Raw genomic sequence first — 15282 nt, 5'->3', positions numbered from 1 at the left:
ACGTTCGTGTAAGAGGGCGCCTCGACTGCATTCTGTCCGACCCAGCTGCCTTGACTCGTGATCATCTGCTGCTGAACCGTCTACGCGGCGACGCTTTCGCGAGGCTGGCGCGCGCCGGAGGGACCGCCCGCGACGCACGCAGGGTCTTATGCCGTGGGTTCGTACTGGAGGGGTGGCGGGGGGCGCTGGTACGGAAGCGCGAGCGGGCGGCCGGTCAGGCCGGTCCGGGGCGTCTCAACGGCGCTCGGGCTCTACGATGGGCAGGAATTCGGGCTCAGGCCGTCGGAGGACGACAGATACGAGGGCGTTCCTCAGCGCCATACGGTGTCGTCAGCGCGCCGGCCCGTTGGCGGAGAGTTCCGCCTCGACGAAGGCCATCACCTCCTCCGCCGCGACGCCATGCGCGATGAAGCTCCGGCCGATGCCGCGTGCCAGGATGAAGGTCAGCACACCGCGCCGGACCTTCTTGTCCTGGCCCATCGCGGCGACGATCTCCGCCGCGCTGCCGGCCCCGCCCGGCACCTGCTGGAGCGTGGTCGGCAGGCCGACCGCGTCGAGATGGCGCGAGACGCGGCTCGCGTCCTGGCCCGGGCAGAGGCCCAGACGCTGCGAGAAGCGGAAGGCGAGTGCGAGCCCGATCGCCACCGCCTCGCCATGGACGAGCCTCGTCGAATCGTAGTTGGTCAGCCGTTCCAGCGCATGGGCGAAGGTGTGGCCGAGGTTGAGCAAGGCGCGGTCGCCCTCCTCGCGCTCGTCGCGGGCGACGATCGCCGCCTTGGCCCGGCAGGCGACGGCCACCGCATGGTCGCGCTCGGGGCCGCCTTCGATGATGCGGCTCCAGTTGACCTCGCACCAGTCGAAGAAGGCGGGATCGTCGATCAGCCCGTATTTCACCACCTCGGCATAGCCGGCCTTGAACTCGCGCTCGCTGAGGGTGTCGAGCAACGCGGTGTCGGCGATCACGAGCGAGGGCTGGTGGAAGGCGCCGATCAGGTTCTTGCCATGGCTGGAATTGATTCCGGTCTTGCCGCCGACGGAGGAATCGACCTGGGCCAGCAGCGTCGTGGGGATCTGCACGAAGCGCACGCCTCGCCGCAGCACGGCCGCCGCAAACCCGGTGAGATCGCCGACGACGCCGCCGCCGAGCGCGATGACGAGGTCGTCGCGCTCGATCTTCGCCGCCAGCAGCGCGTCGCAGAGGCCGATGAAGCGGGCATAGGATTTCGTCGCCTCGCCCGGCGGCACGGTGATGCGGGTGAAGCCGATGCCCTCCTGCTGCAGGCAGGCCTCCAGGGCCGGCGCATGCAGGGCCGCCACGCTCTCGTCGGTGACGACAGCGACCTTGGCGCCGGGCGCCATCGCCGCGATCAGAGCCGCCGCCTCGCAGAGCTGGTGGCGCCCGATCTGGATGTCGTAGGCGCGGCCTTCCAGCGCGACCGGAACCGTGATCCGGACGCCGGGCTTCTCGTCGGCAGGGATGGTCATGACACCGGCTTTCGGTCGGGATGGGCGCCGAGATGCCGGTCCAGCGCCGCGATCGCCGCCGTCACCACCACATCATGAGGGTCGTCGCGCGAGACCAGCGTCAGGTCCGACAGGGCGTAGACCGGCTCGCGCTCGGCCAGCATCGCGCGCAAAGTCGCCTCGGGGTCGGCGGTCTGGAGCAGGGGCCGGTTCGAGCGCTTGCGCACGCGCCGCATCAGCACCTCCGGCTCGGCCTTGAGCCAGATCGAGATGCCGAGATCGGCGATGCGGGCGCGCGTCTCGGCGTTCATGAAGGCGCCACCCCCGGTCGCCAGCACCAAAGGCGCGCGCGTGGTCAGGATGCGGCTGATGACACGGCGCTCGCCATTGCGGAACTCGGTCTCGCCCCGCTGGGCGAAGATCTCGGAGATCGTCATGCCGGCGGCGGTCTCGATCTCGGTGTCGGCGTCGACGAAGGGCAGGCCGAGTCGTGTCGCCAGCCGGCGGCCGACCGAGCTCTTGCCCGAGCCCATCATGCCCACGAGCACGATCGCGCGCTGGCCGATCGCGGCGCGCAAGGTCTCGCGATCCACCTGGCATTCCTCGGTATCGGGCTGGTCGAGCGTTGCGACGGTCGTCATGCGGCGTTTGTCCCCAGCGCCCGTTTAGCATGAGCGATCGCGCCGCGTCATGTCCCGCGCCGTGCCGATTTTGCCGGGCTTGTGGCCTTGCAGCCCTTGCCGGGCCCGCCATCTTTCCAAAAGATGGGCCAACCGGTCCATCTCCGGACATCGCCTCAAGGGTTCAGCCTCACCGTGCCGACGCTGTTTCGATTCGTCGCCTTCCTCGCCCTGCTGGGCGGGCTGGTCTTCGGCGGCATGGTCGCGCTGGTCACCTTCGTCCAGCCGGTGCCGCGGGAGATCGTCGAGACGGTGCCGCCCTCCAAGCTGAAGCCGAAATGAGCCGAATCGCCCAGGCGCGGCGCAACGGCTTTCTCGACATGCTCGCCGCCGAGCGCGGCGCCGCCCGCAACACGCTCGACGCCTATCAGCGCGACATCGACGATTATCTCGAATTCCTCGGCGGGCGGGCGCTTGATTCCGTGGCGGCCGACGACATCCGGGCCTGGCTCGCCGACATCTCCGCGCGCGGCCTCAAGGCCTCCTCGGCGGCGCGGCGGCTCTCGGCCGTGCGCCAGTTCCACCGCTTTCTCTATACTGAAGGGTTTTCGCCCGGCGACCCGGCGGCCGCGATCGAGGGGCCGCGGCTGGGCCGGCCGCTGCCCAAGGTGATCTCGGTCGCCGATGTCGACCGGCTGATCGAAACCGCCCGATCGGCCTGCGAGCGCGAGGGGCTGACGCCGGCGGCGCGGCTGCGGGCGCTGCGCATGCGCTGCCTGATCGAGATGCTCTATGCCACGGGGCTGCGCGTCTCGGAGCTGATCGCGCTGCCGCTGTCGGCCGCGACGACGCGCGAGCGCTTCCTCGTGGTTCGCGGCAAGGGCGACAAGGACCGGCTGGTGCCGCTCAACGAGCCGGCGCGCGAGGCGGCGCGCGCCTGGCTCCGCGCGCTGCGCGACAGCGGCGCGGCCGACGGCCGCTGGCTGTTTCCTGCCGAGGGCGAAAGCGGCCATCTCACCCGCCAGGCCTTCGGCCGCGATCTCAAGGTTCTCGCCGGGGCGGCGGGACTTCCGGCCAGCCTGAGCCCGCATGTGCTGCGCCATGCCTTCGCAAGCCATCTGCTGCAGAACGGCGCCGATCTGCGCGTCGTGCAGGAGCTTTTGGGGCATGCCGACATCGCCACGACCCAAATCTACACCCATATCCTCGACGACCGCCTGAAGAGCATGGTGCGCGACCTGCATCCCCTGGGCGACGAGCCCTGACGCGAGACCCCCGATGACCGAAACCCTGCCGACGCCGCCGATCCTGACGCCCCTGGCCCCGGGAAGTTTCCGCAGCAAGCCCTGGAAGAACGGCGGCGGCATCACGGTCGACATCGCCGATGCCTGCGCCGAGGGCGCCGATCCGGCCGGCTGGGAGGGGATGATCTGGCGGCTCGGCCGCACCGCAATCGTCCAGCCCGGGCCGTTCTCGGACTTGACCGGCTATGAGCGGCTGCAGGCGGTGATCGTCGGTTCGGGGCTTGTGTTGGACGGAGCCGAGGGCGCGATCGATCTGCGCGTGGCATTCCGCCCCGTGCGCTACGATGGCGGCCTTCCCCTCGTAAGCCGGCTGGAGAACGGGCCCGTCGAGGTGGTCAACCTGATCGTCGAGCGGGCCTTGTGCAGCGCCGATCTCGTCGTTCCGCGCGCCGGGGAGGCGATGAGCCTGACCGGCGGCATCCATATCCTCTACGCGCCGGGTGAGGCGGTTCGGGCGCGCTGCGGTGAGGCCGATGTGGCGGTTCCTGGCGGCCATGCGCTGCGGATCGATGCGGCGACGGATGTCGCGCTGCGGATCGAGGCGGGGCAGGTCCTGCTGGCGACGATCCGGCTGCGTTAGTCGCAGCGGATTGGCATCGCCTTGCGCGGCAACTCGCCGATCGCGGGGACGAATTGGCCGGTGAGCGGGTCGAGCAGCATCAGCACGCCGGTGGCGACGGCGAAATAGGCGCCGTGCAAGTGCAGCCGGCCCTTGCCCTCGAGGATCTGCACGCAAGGGAAGGTGCGCAGATTGGTCAGCGATTGCTGGATCGAGGAAAAGGCGAGGCGCTCGACATAGCCGTCCAGCGTCTCGTGGCGCCCGCGCCCGCCGGTGCGCTCGGCGGCAGGCCCGATCAGCGTGATCCATTTGCCGATGAAATCGCCCGAGGAGAGCGGGCCCTGGGCATCGTCGGCGAAGGCGCGGATGCCGCCGCAGCGGCCATGGCCGAGCACGACGATATGCTCGACCCGCAGCGCCTGCACGGCGTATTCGAGCGCCGCCGAGGTGCCGTGGAGCTGGTCGTCGGGCGAGAACGGCGGCACCAGATTGGCGACGTTGCGGACGACGAACATCTCGCCGGGCCGCGCGTCGAAGATGACCTCCGGCGAGACGCGCGAATCGCAGCAGCCGATCAGCATGATCTTCGGGGTCTGGCCGGTCTCGGCGAGCTGCTCGTAGCGGTCTTTCTCGCGGTCGAACCGGTCGTCGAGGAAAGCGCGGTAGCCTTCCGTCAGCCGGTCGGGAAAGGGCGATGCAGGGAGATCCATGGCCTCTTCGAACAGGAGGCGGGCGGTTTCGTCAAGCGAATGCTGCACTGCGGGAGCGACGGGGGCCGGTCATCACGCTGCGATCTTCGCCTGCAGACGCGCGGCGAGGGTGGCGGCGTCGCCGCTCAGGCTGAGGGTCTTGAGCCGGGCGGTCGCGCCGGCGACGAGCGTCACGGCCCGACGCGGCAGGTCCAGTTCGCGCGCCAGAAGCGCGATCAGCGCCGCATTGGCCTCGCCGTCGCTGGGTGCGACGCGGACCCGCATCTTGAGGACGGAGCGGCCGTCGGCCAGGGTCTCGACGCCGTCGATCGCGTCCTTGCCGCCGCGTGGCGTCAGTCTGACGTTCAGCCGCAGCCCGTCGCCGGTGACGGACCAGGGCGGCGTCACCTCAGAACACGGCGGGGTAGAGATAGAGCTGGATGACGCGCTGGACGAAGAAGATCAGCAGCAGCAGGATGATCGGCGAGAGGTCGATGCCGCCCATATTGGGCAGCCGGTTGCGGATCGGGCGCAGCACCGGCTCGGTGATCTTGTAGAGCATGTCCCAGACGGTGGCGACGAACTGGTTGCGGGTGTTGAGGACGTTGAAGGCGATCAGCCAGCTCAGGACGGCCGAGATGATCAGCAGCCATGTGTAGATGTCCAAGGCGAGCATCACCACGTCGAGAACGGCACGCATCGGCATTCCTCATCATCGTTGAACGGCCGCGGCTTGTCCCCTGCCGCTCGGCGAAACTCATGGCGCGGGCGATTGACAGACACGCGACGCAAGGCCTAGAAGGCCATCGCCTCGGGGCTGTAGCTCAGATGGGAGAGCGCTGCAATCGCACTGCAGAGGTCAGGGGTTCGATTCCCCTCAGCTCCACCAAGGCCCTTTGAAGACCGCTGAATCGTGCGGTATCGGGGTCTTGGTGGGATCACCCCCCGAAACGGCGATCGCTTGAAATCACGAGAGACTTGCGGCCGGTGCTCGCATCCGGCCTCGGCTCGCATGCGCCTTCAGCCGTGGCCGAATTCGGCGTCATAGGCGGCCGACAGCATGGCGTGGCAGGCCGCGGCCTGTTCGCGCACCGCGTCCAGCGTGACGTGGTTGCCGATGTCGATCAGATCGCGCAGCGCGAAGTCCACCGCCGACAACAGATCGAGCGTGGCCCCGACCGGGACCTCGTCCCGCACTTGCGGCAGTCGAAACTGCAAAACCTGTCCCATGTCACTCTCACTGTTGGCGAATCGCCTGCAGTGTGGCGCCAACGAGGTCAGCAATCGGTTAATGCCGCGCGGTCGGGCTCAGTTCTGGATGAAATTCGTCGGCAAAGGCCGGACGGCAGGGCCGCTGAAGGAGCCGGTGCGGGCGTCGTTGGGCTCGGCATGGCTGAAGCCCAGCGCCGCGGCCGGGCTCGGCCCCGCGATCGGCGCGGGAGCGGCGGCGTTGGTCTTCGTGCGCGCGGTGGCGACCGTGACGGTCCTGCCGGACGGGGCGGGCGTCCGGGCGACCGCGGCGAAGAGCGAATCGAGGCCGGAGCGGTCGGCGTCGTATTGCGCGACGATGGGCGTGGGGGCGGCCCGTGCCGGTGCTGCTGCCGGCGCGGGCGTCGATGCGGCGACGGTCACGCCGCCGCTCTGGGGGCGGCTCGGCGGCAGCGGATGGCTGACGGCGACAAGCCGGCCCTCGGGTGCAGCGGGCTGCGCCCCGATCTCCCAGCCGCGCAGGCCCGGCTGGCCCGCTGCGTTCAGCGGGGTCGAGTTGCCGGCCAGTGCGAAGGGCGCGAGCGCGGTCGGTCGCACCGGCGGCAAGGGTGCGTTGGTCGGACGTCCGGCGAGGACGGTTTCGGGCGGTGTCGTGATCTCGCCGGGCCGGCGTGGCGGCAAGGCGGCGAGGATCAGCTTCTGGTCGGGGACGGCCGTCGCGGGGGCGAAGGCCAGCGCGCCGCCGCTGGCGGGGAGGGCGGCGACCTGGACGGCGCCCTCGGCCTCGCCCGGCTGCTGCGGCAGCGTCAGGCCGCGCGGGCGGGCGAAGGGCAGCGGTGCATCGACCAGCGCCGGCCGGTTGTCCGGCGGGGGCGGAGGGGGCGCGGCAGTGACGGCCTGCGCCGCGGGCGGCTCTGAGGCGCGCGGCGCCAGGCGCTCGGCACGCTCCTGGGAGAGCGCGCGCGTCGCAGGCGCTGTCGGCGCGGCCACCGCCACGGCGAAGCGGCCGCCATCGGAGGCGTTGCTGTCGACAAAACCCGTATTGGCATAGGCCATGACGGTCGGTTGCGGCTTGGGCGCGACGCGCCGGCCGCGGGTCGGGCGGGCGTCGGCCTCTTCCTCGTCGCCGCCGAACAGGGAGGCCCAGAGGCTCTTGCGGCCCGAGGAGATCACCGCGCCCTCGTCGAGATCGGCCGCCGCATAGCCGGCCACCGCGCCGCCGCCGGACAGGATCTCGGCCTTGGCGATCTCGTAGCCGCCCAGCGGCTGGCCGTCGGCAGGGAGATGGACGGTCTTCTCGTCCGGGAACAGGCGCACGAGCTGGTCGCGCGTCATGCGCGGCCAGGAGCGCACCGAGCCGGCGTCGAGATGGATGAAGGGGGTGTGGGCGCCGGGATAGAAGCCGACGCCACCGCGCTGCAGCCGCATGCCGGCCTCGCGGATGCGCGCCGTGGCTGCGTCGGGCAGATAGAAATCCATCGCCTTGCCGAGCGTGTGCTGGCTGTGCTTGGCGACGGCGCGCGAGCGTCGGCGCAGCATCGAGTTGGTGCCCGGCGAACGATAGGCCGAGACGACATGGAAGGGCTGCTCGGAGCCGACCTGGCGCTGGACCTCCCAGGCGACGTCGAAGAGGCGCGGATCCATGCGGATCGGTTCGTCGGTGCGCCAGTCGCGCAGGGCCCAGTTCAGCTTCTCGAGGCCTTCGGCGACATAGCGCCCGTCACGCTTGAAGGTGACGGTCGTCTCCTCCTTGGTGTGCATGTGCTTGATCGAGATCGTGCGGGTGTCGCCATTGGCGACGGCGTCCTGCGTGCCGCGCACGCCGAGCAGCAGCGCGCCGGCCGCGACACCCCATGTCAAGGCCCGGCGGAGAGCGTGCTTCGTGCACCACGAAGCTCGTCCCGAAAGCATGGCGTTTAAGCTGCCCAATCTGCCTGACCCGTCTCGATGCCCCGGCCTTAGCGGCGCGATGAACGTGAACGAACAGTTGCGGAGAAGCGTTAACGAGTCGTTAGCAAGCCGGCAATCGGCACGCCATTCGTTTCTGCGCAAATCTGGCTATCGGGGGATCGTGGCGAAACGGTGCCTCGCGACGATCCGGCAGGGTCAGGCAGCACGCCCGCTGTCGGCCCGGCCTGCCGCCTCCCCCGAAGACGCCGGCTTCAGCCGCGCTGTTCGAGCGCCTGCCGTACCAGGCGGTGGAAGCCGTAGAGATCCTCGAAGGTGGTGAGCGCGCCATCGGCGCCGACGACATGGGTGTTGTAGACGAGGTGGATCGCCAGCGGCTGCGGCAGGTTGATGCGCCGCTCGCCCGAGCCGATCAGCCGCTTCAGCCGCTCCTGCGTCCATTCCGGCCCCAGCACCTGGTCGGCGAGCAGGAAGGGGTTGTCGACACGCACGCAGCCATGGCTGAAGGCGCGCTTCTCGTTGGCGAAGAGCCGGCGGTTGGGCGTGTCGTGCAGGTAGACGGCATGGTCGTTGGGGAACATGAACTTGATCCAGCCGAGCGCGTTGCGCTCGCCCGGCGGCTGGCGCACCGAGATGCCGCCCTTGCCGCGCGTCACGACATAGCCGCGCTTGGCGGCGTATTCGGGATCGGCCGCGAGCCCCGGCAGAAACTCCTTCCGCAGGATGGACGGGGGCACATACCAGGACGGGTTGACGATGACGTGGTCCATCTTGTGCGAGAAGATGGGCGTTGCGGTCTCGGGCTTGCCGACGATCGCGCGGGTTTCGTGGACGATCTTGTCCTGGCGGATGACGCGAACCCGGAATTCAGGGACGTTGACCATGATGTGGTCGGTGCCGAGATCGGCCGGGAGCCAGCGCCAGCGCTCCATCTGGGCGACGATATCCTGTTCGCCGCGCGCGGTGGCCGGCGTGCCGAGCGCCGCCAGCGTCTGGGCGCCCAGGATGCCGGTGGCCGGCAGGCCGGCCTGTTTCTGGAATGTGGCCAGCGCGGTCGCGGTCGAGCGGTCGAAGACCGGCTCCTCGGTCGGGCCCAGGCCCAGCCGGGCGCGCACCAGCGGCACGCGATCGTCGCGCATGCCGAGCTTCAGCGCCGGCCCCGACGGGATGCGCACCAGCGGCGTGTCGTCCTGGTGCTCGCGCAGTTCGGCGAGCTTGGCCTTGAGCCGGCGATAGCCCTCATGGGGCGGGTTGTAGGCGGCGAGCACGGCGCCGGCATCCGCCGCCCCCGCCAGCTCGGAGAGAACCTCGGTGGCGGAGGGCAGGGACAGGGTCGGCGTCAGCAGCTTCGACAGGCGGCGCGGATCGACGCGCGCGCCGCGGGCATCGCGGGCATAGAGCACGGCGAGTGCCGACAGCCTGACATCGGCCTCGGCGAGGCTGCCCTTGTCGCTGGCCTCGAAGGCCGGCAGCGGATAATCGCCGGGCCTCAGCCCGTCTTCGCCGGCGCGCCCGAGCTTCTCGGTCAGGCGCAGGCCGGCCGCGCTCCAGCCCTTGCCGTCGATCCAGAGCGGCTTGTGGCCGTTGGCCTCGTAAGCGGCGAGGATCTCGGCGCGCTCGCGCTCGCCCAGGCGCGGCAGGGCCAGCGCCTCGGGGGCGCGGGCCAGGATCTGGGCAGCGAGATCGGAAGACGCCGCCGGCAGATCGACGACGACCTTCGGCAGATCGGGCGGGGCGATGGCCGGCTCGGCGCTGCGCAACACTGGCGCGGCCTGCGGTGCCACGAGCGCGGGGTCTGCCGGCGGCAGGTCGATCTGCGGGATATCGAGCGTCACCGGCTCGTCGGGAACCGCGACGGGGGCGAGCTGCGGCTCCGGTGCCATCAGCGTGGTCTCGGGCCTGGCCGAGGGCGTGACCGCGCCTGTCACCATGCCGGGCTCGGCCTGGGGCAGGGTCGCGGTCTGCGCATCCGGCGGTGCCGCCGAGTCCGGCTCGGCCGGGGCCGTGGCGGCCGGGTTGGTGCTCGGCTTCTCATCATCGAGCAGCAGGAGCGCGGGCTGCTCCGGCAGCGGGATGCCCAGCGTGGGGTCGATCACGCCGGGGCCTTCGGCGAAAGCGGCGGGGGCGTTCAGCGCGAGGGCGAGCGCCGAGACGCAGGCCAGATCCGCCCAATGGCGACGACGCATGGTCGCTATTCCCATAAATTTTAGCCGAGAGCCGCATTCCTGCGTGACTCGGGCTGTTTCGACAAGATGCGGCAGCGCAACAGGCGCCGCCATTCGGTTCGTCGCGGCTCAGGCCGCGTCGGTTTCATCCGCGGACGCTTCGGCCTCGATCAGCCCGTAATCCTTGAGCTTGCGATAGAGGGTCGAGCGGCCGATGCCGAGCTTGCGCGAGATCTCGGACATGTGGCCGCGGTAATGCGCCAGCGCGAATTTGATGATCTCGCGCTCGAGGTCGTCGAGGGTGCGCATGTCGGAGCCGGCGACGAGATCGAGCGCGTTGGGGTCGCGCACCGGCATCTGGATGATGCGCGGCGTGTCGTTGCGCGCTTCCGCGGGACCCAGAGCCGGCGCAGGCGGAATGCGGACGTCGTAGCCCTCCATCTGCGCGGCGATCTGCGGGAATTCGGCGATGGTGAGTTCATCGCCGTCGGCCAGCACCACGGCGCGGAACATCGCGTTCTCGAGCTGGCGGACATTGCCCGGCCAATCATAGCCGCTGATCAGGGCGAGCGCCTCGGCGCTGATTCCGCGCAGCTTCTTGCCCTCCTCGGCGGCGAAGCGGGCGAGAAAGCCGCGCGCCAGATCGGCGATGTCCTCGCGGCGCTGGCGCAGCGGCGGCAGCGTGATCGGGAAGACATTGAGGCGGTAATAGAGGTCCTCGCGGAATTCGCCGGCCTTGACCTGATCGAGCAGGCTCTTGTTGGTCGCCGAGATGATGCGGATGTCGACGCGCACCGACTTCTTGGCCCCGACGGGATCGACCTCGCCTTCCTGGATGGCGCGCAGCAGCTTCACCTGCGCGTCGAGCGGCAGTTCGCCGACCTCGTCGAGGAAGAGCGTGCCGCCGCTGGCTTCGACGAACTTGCCGATATGGCGTTCGGTGGCGCCGGTGAAGGCGCCCTTCTCATGCCCGAACAGGATCGATTCGACCAGATTATGCGGGATCGCGCCGCAGTTGACCGTGACGAAGGGCTTGCCCTTGCGGTCGCTGGAGCCCTGGATCGCACGCGCCAGCACCTCCTTGCCGACGCCGGATTCGCCTTCGACGAGGATCGGGATGTTGGATTTGGCAGCGCGCTCGGCCAGGCGCACGACGCGTGCCATGTCGGCGCTCTTGGTCGCGAGGTCGCGGAAGCCGAGCGTGCCGGAGGCGCGCCGCTTGATATGGCGCAGCTCATGTTCCAGCGCGCCGAGCTTGAGCGCGTTCTTGAGCGAGATCTGGAGGCGCTCGGCGCCGACCGGCTTGACGACGAAGTCGATCGCCCCGGCGCGCATCGCCTGGACCACGGTCTCGATCGAGCCATTGGCCGTCTGCACGATGACCGGCGTCTCGATGCCGCGCTCGCGCAAAGCGGCGAGAACGCCCATGCCGTCGAGCTCGGGCATGACGAGATCGAGCACGATGGCGTCGAAGCGGTCGCCTTCGGGGCCGGCCAGAAGCTGGATGGCGGCGTGTCCGGTCTCGGCGGCGACGACGTCGTAGCCGGAACGCTTGAGCATGGCGTCGAGCAGGCGGCGCTGGACGGGATCGTCGTCAACGACGAGGACGGTGGCGGTCATGACACCTCGATAGGCAGGCAATGCGGAACCGAGACGATTCACGGCGGGAATCGCTGTTCCGTTCTGGGGCATCCTCGGCCAGAACGGTTAAGCGGCGCTTAAGCGCGCGCTCGCGACACGATCGGTCGCACAGCGGCGTTGATCCGCTCACCCGCCCCGCGCATATGAGTACAAAGCCCGCCATGTCCGCGAGGGGATCCATCAGATGACGATTGCGTTCGACAGGCCGATGCACGCCAGCGCCGCCGCGACGGCGGCGGCCACCGCCAAGGCGCTCGGCCCCCTGCCCGAATGGGATTTGAGCCATCTCTATCCCGCGATGGATTCGGCGGCCCTGCAGGCCGATCTCGACCGGGCGCTCAGCGAATCGCAGAGCTTCGCCTCGCTCTATCGCGGCAAGCTCGGCACGCTGGCCGAGCATGGAGAGGCCGGCGCGATGCTGGCCGAGGCGGTCAAGGCTTTCGAGGGGCTCAGCGATCTGCTGGGGCGGATCGGCGCCTATGCGGGCCTGGTCTATGCCGGCGACACCACCGATCCGCAGCGCGCCAAGTTCTATGGCGACACGCAGGACAAGCTCAACGCGGCGGTGACGGAGCTGCTGTTCTTCGAGCTCGAACTCAACCGCATCGACCCGGCGCTGCTGGCGAACATCGCCGCGCAGGGGCCGCTGTCGCACTGGCAGCCCTGGCTGGCGGATCTGGCCAAGGACAAGCCGCACCAGCTGGAGGACCGGATCGAGGCGCTGTTCCACGAGAAGTCGATGACCGGGCACGCCGCCTGGAACCGGCTCTTCGACGAGACCATCGCCTCCCTGCGCTTCCGGATGGGCGGCGAGGAGCTGACGCTCGAACTGACGCTGAACAAGCTGCAGGATACCGACGGCGCGGTGCGCAAGGCCGCGGCCGAGGCGCTGAGCGAGGTCTTCCGCGCCAATCTGCGCATCTTCGCGCTGATCACCAACACGCTCGCCAAGGACAAGGAAATCTCCGACCGCTGGCGCAAGTTCGAGGATGTCGCGGATTCGCGCCATCTCGCCAACCGCGTCGAGCGCGAGGTGGTGGACGCGCTGGTCACCGCCGTGCGGGACGCCTATCCGCGGCTGTCGCACCGCTACTACAAGCTGAAGGCCAAATGGTTCGGGCGCGAGGCGCTGGATTTCTGGGACCGCAACGCGCCGCTGCCGAAGGTCGAGCAGCGCACCATCCCCTGGACGGAGGCGCGCGACACGGTGCTCGACGCCTATGGCGCCTTCTCGCCTGAGATGGCCGACATCGCCCGGCGCTTCTTCGACGAGAAATGGATCGACGCGCCGGTGCGCCCGGGCAAGGCGCCGGGCGCCTTCGCTCACCCGACGGTGCCCTCCGCGCATCCTTATGTCCTGGTGAATTACCAGGGCAAGCCGCGCGACGTGATGACGCTCGCCCATGAACTCGGCCATGGCGTGCATCAGGTGCTGGCCGCGCCCAATGGCGCGCTGATGGCGCCGACGCCGCTGACGCTGGCCGAGACCGCGAGCGTCTTCGGGGAAATGCTGACCTTCCGGCGGCTGCTCGACGGCACGCAGGACCCCAAGCAGCGCAAGGCGATGCTGGCCGCCAAGGTCGAGGACATGATCAACACGGTCGTGCGCCAGATCGCGTTCTACTCCTTCGAACGGAAGGTGCATGAGGCGCGCAAATCGGGCGAGCTGACCGCCGAGGCTTTGTGCGAACTGTGGATGAGCGTTCAGGCGGAAAGCCTGGGGCCCGCGATCCGGCTCGGCCCCGACTACGAGCCGTTCTGGTGCTACATCCCGCACTTCATCCATTCGCCCTTCTACGTCTACGCCTATGCCTTCGGTGATTGCCTGGTGAACTCGCTCTACGGCGTCTACCAGAACGCGGCGGAGGGCTTCCAGGAGCGCTATTTCGCCCTGCTCTCGGCGGGCGGAACCAAGCACCATGCCGAACTGCTGGCGCCCTTCGGGCTCGACGCGCGCGATCCCGCCTTCTGGCAGATCGGCCTGACGATGATTGAGGGGATGATCATCGAACTGGAAGGGATGGAGTAGCGGGGCTTCCGCGTCATGGTCGGGCTTGACCCGACCATCTCATGACCGGAGGGCGCTGGTTTCCGAGATTCTCGGGTCAAGCCCGGGAATGATGCGGGTGGTCAGAACTGCACCCTCAAGCCCACCTGCGCGACATTGGCCGTATAGTCGGAGCCCTGCGCGCTCGAATTCAGCCGCTCATGGGTGAAGCTCGCGCGCACCGCGAAGGTCCGCGTCAGCCTGTATTCGACCCGGGCGCCGATCGTCGATGAATCCTCGCGCAGGTTCTGCCCTTCATATTCGGTGCGGTTGAAGCTGCCGAAGCCGATGACGATGAGGTTGCGGCGCAGCGCATGGGCGATCTCCAGCGAGGCGCGCCGCGCCGTGGTGCCCGAGGAGCCCGCGACGGTGGTGTCGCCGAGTTCGGCGGTGCCGCGCAGGGTCACGGTGGTCAAGGGCGTCGGCGACCACAGGATCGCGGCGTCGCCGACGAACCCTTTCAGGTTGCGCAGCCGGCTGTCGTCGTATTTGCGGTTCTGGTAGCCGGCCGAGACCTCGCCGGTGAGCTGGCGGCTGATCTCGAAGGTCGAGCCGACGCGGCCGGTGACGCCGTCCGAGGAGCGCCGGTAGCCGCTCGAATCGACCGCCTCGTCGAATTCGCGGGTGTCGACCTCGCCCTGGACGAAGGGCCTGAAGCCCGGCGTCACCTCGTAAGCTGCGCGCAGGCGCAGGCCGTATTGGGTCTGGTTGCGGTCGCGCTGGCTGACGATGCCGCCATTGCTCAGCTTGCCATCCTCATAGTCGCTGCGGTCGACCGAGCCGCGCAGCGTCATCTGCAGGCGGTTGATGTCATGCGTGACGCCCGCCGAGGCGCCGTACTGATAGACCAGCGGACGGCCGACGACGGCGGCTGTCAGGTCCGGCGAGCCGGGGCGCTGCGTGTCGAGCCGGGCCCGGGTTTCGAGCAGGATGCGGGTGTCGCGGGACGCGTCGAGCCGGAGCTGGAGATTGCCCTCGCCATCGGGGCGGGAGGCTTCGCGGTCGCGGTAGAACTCGCTGTAGCCGGCGCGCAGCCGGCCCGTCAGCTCATGCACGTTCCAGTCCGACTGGACTTCGACCTCGCCGTCATGCCGGCTGAAGGGCGAGCCTTTGCGGGTCGATCCGGCGGTGCGCTGCGGGTTGGTGTCATAGCCGACGCCGTTGGTGAGCGCGGGGCGCAGCACCACGCTGCCGACCCTGAGGCCAAGCGGGGCATAGGGGTCTTCCGGAACCGTCGCGCTGCGGCGAACCGGCGGCGGAGGCGGCGTGGCGGGCGGCAGGCCGGTGACCGTCGGCTGCGGCGGCCGGAACTGGCGCTGCGTGACGCCGCGCACGCCGCTTGATCTGACGGAGCGGCTGGCATTGGCCGGAGCCGTGCGTGAAATCGCCGAAGGCTGGTTCTGGATCAGGGCGGCGGGATCGCCGACCGAATCGGGCGTCGCGGGGACAACCCGCTGCTCCCGGGGCGGCTGCTGGGCGACATAGGCGGGAACGGTCGGGCGCAATGGGGTTCGGCGTGCCTGCTGCGCCGACACGACGGTCGTCGCCAGCACGAGGCTGGCGGCGGCGACGCTGGTCAGAAGCAGGGGGGCGCGGGCAAACACGGGGCTCGATCGCTCCAGGCATGAGCTCTTCGGCGCGCCCGGGAGAGCGCGCATGGTTAACGGATTTAGAAC

At 69.5% G+C, this 15282-nt stretch carries 14 protein-coding genes and 1 tRNA gene; 5 read left to right on the top strand and 10 right to left on the bottom strand.

Annotated elements, in window-relative coordinates; translation table 11 throughout:
* Window positions 1-330: 330 nt before the first annotated feature.
* Entirely contained in the window at window positions 331-1485 is a 1155-nt protein-coding gene (aroB, locus tag Q8S38_RS10400; RefSeq protein ID WP_305680343.1) for a 3-dehydroquinate synthase, read from the bottom strand.
* Complete coding sequence (locus Q8S38_RS10395; protein ID WP_305680342.1) at window positions 1482-2105, bottom strand: shikimate kinase; 624 nt, start codon at window positions 2103-2105, stop codon at window positions 1482-1484. The genes aroB and Q8S38_RS10395 overlap by 4 nt, the downstream gene beginning before the upstream one ends.
* Window positions 2106-2279: 174 nt before the next feature.
* On the opposite strand from Q8S38_RS10395, the gene Q8S38_RS10390 reads away from it, so the two are divergent.
* From Q8S38_RS10390 to Q8S38_RS10380, 3 genes are read left to right on the top strand one after another with little or no spacing between them, the layout of a single operon-like run.
* The gene (locus tag Q8S38_RS10390) at window positions 2280-2426 is read left to right on the top strand and encodes a histidine kinase (protein WP_305680341.1); all 147 of its coding nucleotides are present in this window, start codon (window positions 2280-2282) and stop codon (window positions 2424-2426) included.
* Window positions 2423-3349 (top strand): site-specific tyrosine recombinase XerD, encoded by a 927-nt coding sequence (locus Q8S38_RS10385; RefSeq protein ID WP_305680340.1) that lies wholly within the window; start codon window positions 2423-2425, stop codon window positions 3347-3349. The genes Q8S38_RS10390 and Q8S38_RS10385 overlap by 4 nt, the downstream gene beginning before the upstream one ends.
* Window positions 3350-3362: 13 nt before the next feature.
* Window positions 3363-3968 carry a HutD/Ves family protein gene (locus tag Q8S38_RS10380; RefSeq protein WP_305680339.1) on the top strand — a complete coding sequence of 202 codons (606 nt, stop codon included), beginning with the start codon at window positions 3363-3365 and terminating at the stop codon, window positions 3966-3968.
* Here Q8S38_RS10380 and Q8S38_RS10375 read toward each other — a convergent pair.
* The 3 genes from Q8S38_RS10375 to Q8S38_RS10365 form a co-directional block, all read right to left on the bottom strand.
* Entirely contained in the window at window positions 3965-4657 is a 693-nt protein-coding gene (locus Q8S38_RS10375) for a carbonic anhydrase (RefSeq protein ID WP_305680338.1), read from the bottom strand. The two genes, Q8S38_RS10380 and Q8S38_RS10375, sit on opposite strands and share 4 nt — an antisense overlap.
* Before the next feature lie 72 nt (window positions 4658-4729).
* Window positions 4730-5044, bottom strand: a complete 315-nt coding sequence (locus Q8S38_RS10370) for a DUF167 family protein (RefSeq protein WP_305680337.1) — start codon at window positions 5042-5044, stop codon at window positions 4730-4732.
* A 1-nt stretch (window position 5045) separates the two neighbouring features.
* Complete coding sequence (locus Q8S38_RS10365) at window positions 5046-5336, bottom strand: YggT family protein (protein ID WP_305680336.1); 291 nt, start codon at window positions 5334-5336, stop codon at window positions 5046-5048.
* A 113-nt stretch (window positions 5337-5449) separates the two neighbouring features.
* Between Q8S38_RS10365 and Q8S38_RS10360 the strand changes: the two genes are divergently transcribed.
* Window positions 5450-5525 (top strand) — tRNA-Ala (locus Q8S38_RS10360).
* 131 nt (window positions 5526-5656) lie between these two features.
* Here Q8S38_RS10360 and Q8S38_RS10355 read toward each other — a convergent pair.
* From Q8S38_RS10355 to Q8S38_RS10340, 4 genes are all read right to left on the bottom strand, one after another.
* Entirely contained in the window at window positions 5657-5866 is a 210-nt protein-coding gene (locus Q8S38_RS10355; protein WP_305680335.1) for a hypothetical protein, read from the bottom strand.
* 78 nt (window positions 5867-5944) lie between these two features.
* On the bottom strand, window positions 5945-7705 hold the full coding sequence (locus tag Q8S38_RS10350; RefSeq protein ID WP_371125864.1) for a peptidoglycan L,D-endopeptidase MepK: 1761 nt from the start codon (window positions 7703-7705) through the stop codon (window positions 5945-5947).
* Between the two features lie 302 nt (window positions 7706-8007).
* On the bottom strand, window positions 8008-9939 hold the full coding sequence (locus tag Q8S38_RS10345) for a L,D-transpeptidase scaffold domain-containing protein (RefSeq protein ID WP_305680333.1): 1932 nt from the start codon (window positions 9937-9939) through the stop codon (window positions 8008-8010).
* Between the two features lie 108 nt (window positions 9940-10047).
* Window positions 10048-11538, bottom strand: a complete 1491-nt coding sequence (locus Q8S38_RS10340) for a sigma-54-dependent transcriptional regulator (protein ID WP_305680332.1) — start codon at window positions 11536-11538, stop codon at window positions 10048-10050.
* A gap of 205 nt (window positions 11539-11743) precedes the next feature.
* Here Q8S38_RS10340 and Q8S38_RS10335 point away from each other — a divergent pair, with 205 nt between their 5' ends.
* Window positions 11744-13588 (top strand): M3 family oligoendopeptidase, encoded by a 1845-nt coding sequence (locus Q8S38_RS10335; RefSeq protein WP_371125863.1) that lies wholly within the window; start codon window positions 11744-11746, stop codon window positions 13586-13588.
* 101 nt (window positions 13589-13689) lie between these two features.
* Here Q8S38_RS10335 and Q8S38_RS10330 read toward each other — a convergent pair whose 3' ends face one another.
* The gene (locus tag Q8S38_RS10330; protein WP_305680331.1) at window positions 13690-15210 is read right to left on the bottom strand and encodes an outer membrane beta-barrel protein; all 1521 of its coding nucleotides are present in this window, start codon (window positions 15208-15210) and stop codon (window positions 13690-13692) included.
* Window positions 15211-15282 lie beyond the last annotated feature (72 nt).

Origin of the sequence: Allobosea sp., assembly GCF_030695125.1 — a bacterium.
Classification (GTDB): Bacteria; Pseudomonadota; Alphaproteobacteria; order Rhizobiales; family Beijerinckiaceae; genus Allobosea.
This window is presented reverse-complemented; position numbering and strand designations above follow the sequence as displayed.

What these genes read in the sequence shown, in the direction of transcription:
- aroB (WP_305680343.1), bottom strand. Translation starts at nt 1,485, where the DNA reads ATGACCATCCCTGCCGACGAGAAGCCCGGCGTCCGGATCACGGTTCCG.
- Q8S38_RS10395 (WP_305680342.1), bottom strand. Translation starts at nt 2,105, where the DNA reads ATGACGACCGTCGCAACGCTCGACCAGCCCGATACCGAGGAATGCCAG.
- Q8S38_RS10385 (WP_305680340.1), top strand. Translation starts at nt 2,423, where the DNA reads ATGAGCCGAATCGCCCAGGCGCGGCGCAACGGCTTTCTCGACATGCTC.
- Q8S38_RS10380 (WP_305680339.1), top strand. Translation starts at nt 3,363, where the DNA reads ATGACCGAAACCCTGCCGACGCCGCCGATCCTGACGCCCCTGGCCCCG.
- Q8S38_RS10375 (WP_305680338.1), bottom strand. Translation starts at nt 4,657, where the DNA reads ATGGATCTCCCTGCATCGCCCTTTCCCGACCGGCTGACGGAAGGCTAC.
- Q8S38_RS10365 (WP_305680336.1), bottom strand. Translation starts at nt 5,336, where the DNA reads ATGCGTGCCGTTCTCGACGTGGTGATGCTCGCCTTGGACATCTACACA.
- Q8S38_RS10355 (WP_305680335.1), bottom strand. Translation starts at nt 5,866, where the DNA reads ATGGGACAGGTTTTGCAGTTTCGACTGCCGCAAGTGCGGGACGAGGTC.
- Q8S38_RS10345 (WP_305680333.1), bottom strand. Translation starts at nt 9,939, where the DNA reads ATGCGTCGTCGCCATTGGGCGGATCTGGCCTGCGTCTCGGCGCTCGCC.
- Q8S38_RS10340 (WP_305680332.1), bottom strand. Translation starts at nt 11,538, where the DNA reads ATGACCGCCACCGTCCTCGTCGTTGACGACGATCCCGTCCAGCGCCGC.
- Q8S38_RS10335 (WP_371125863.1), top strand. Translation starts at nt 11,744, where the DNA reads ATGACGATTGCGTTCGACAGGCCGATGCACGCCAGCGCCGCCGCGACG.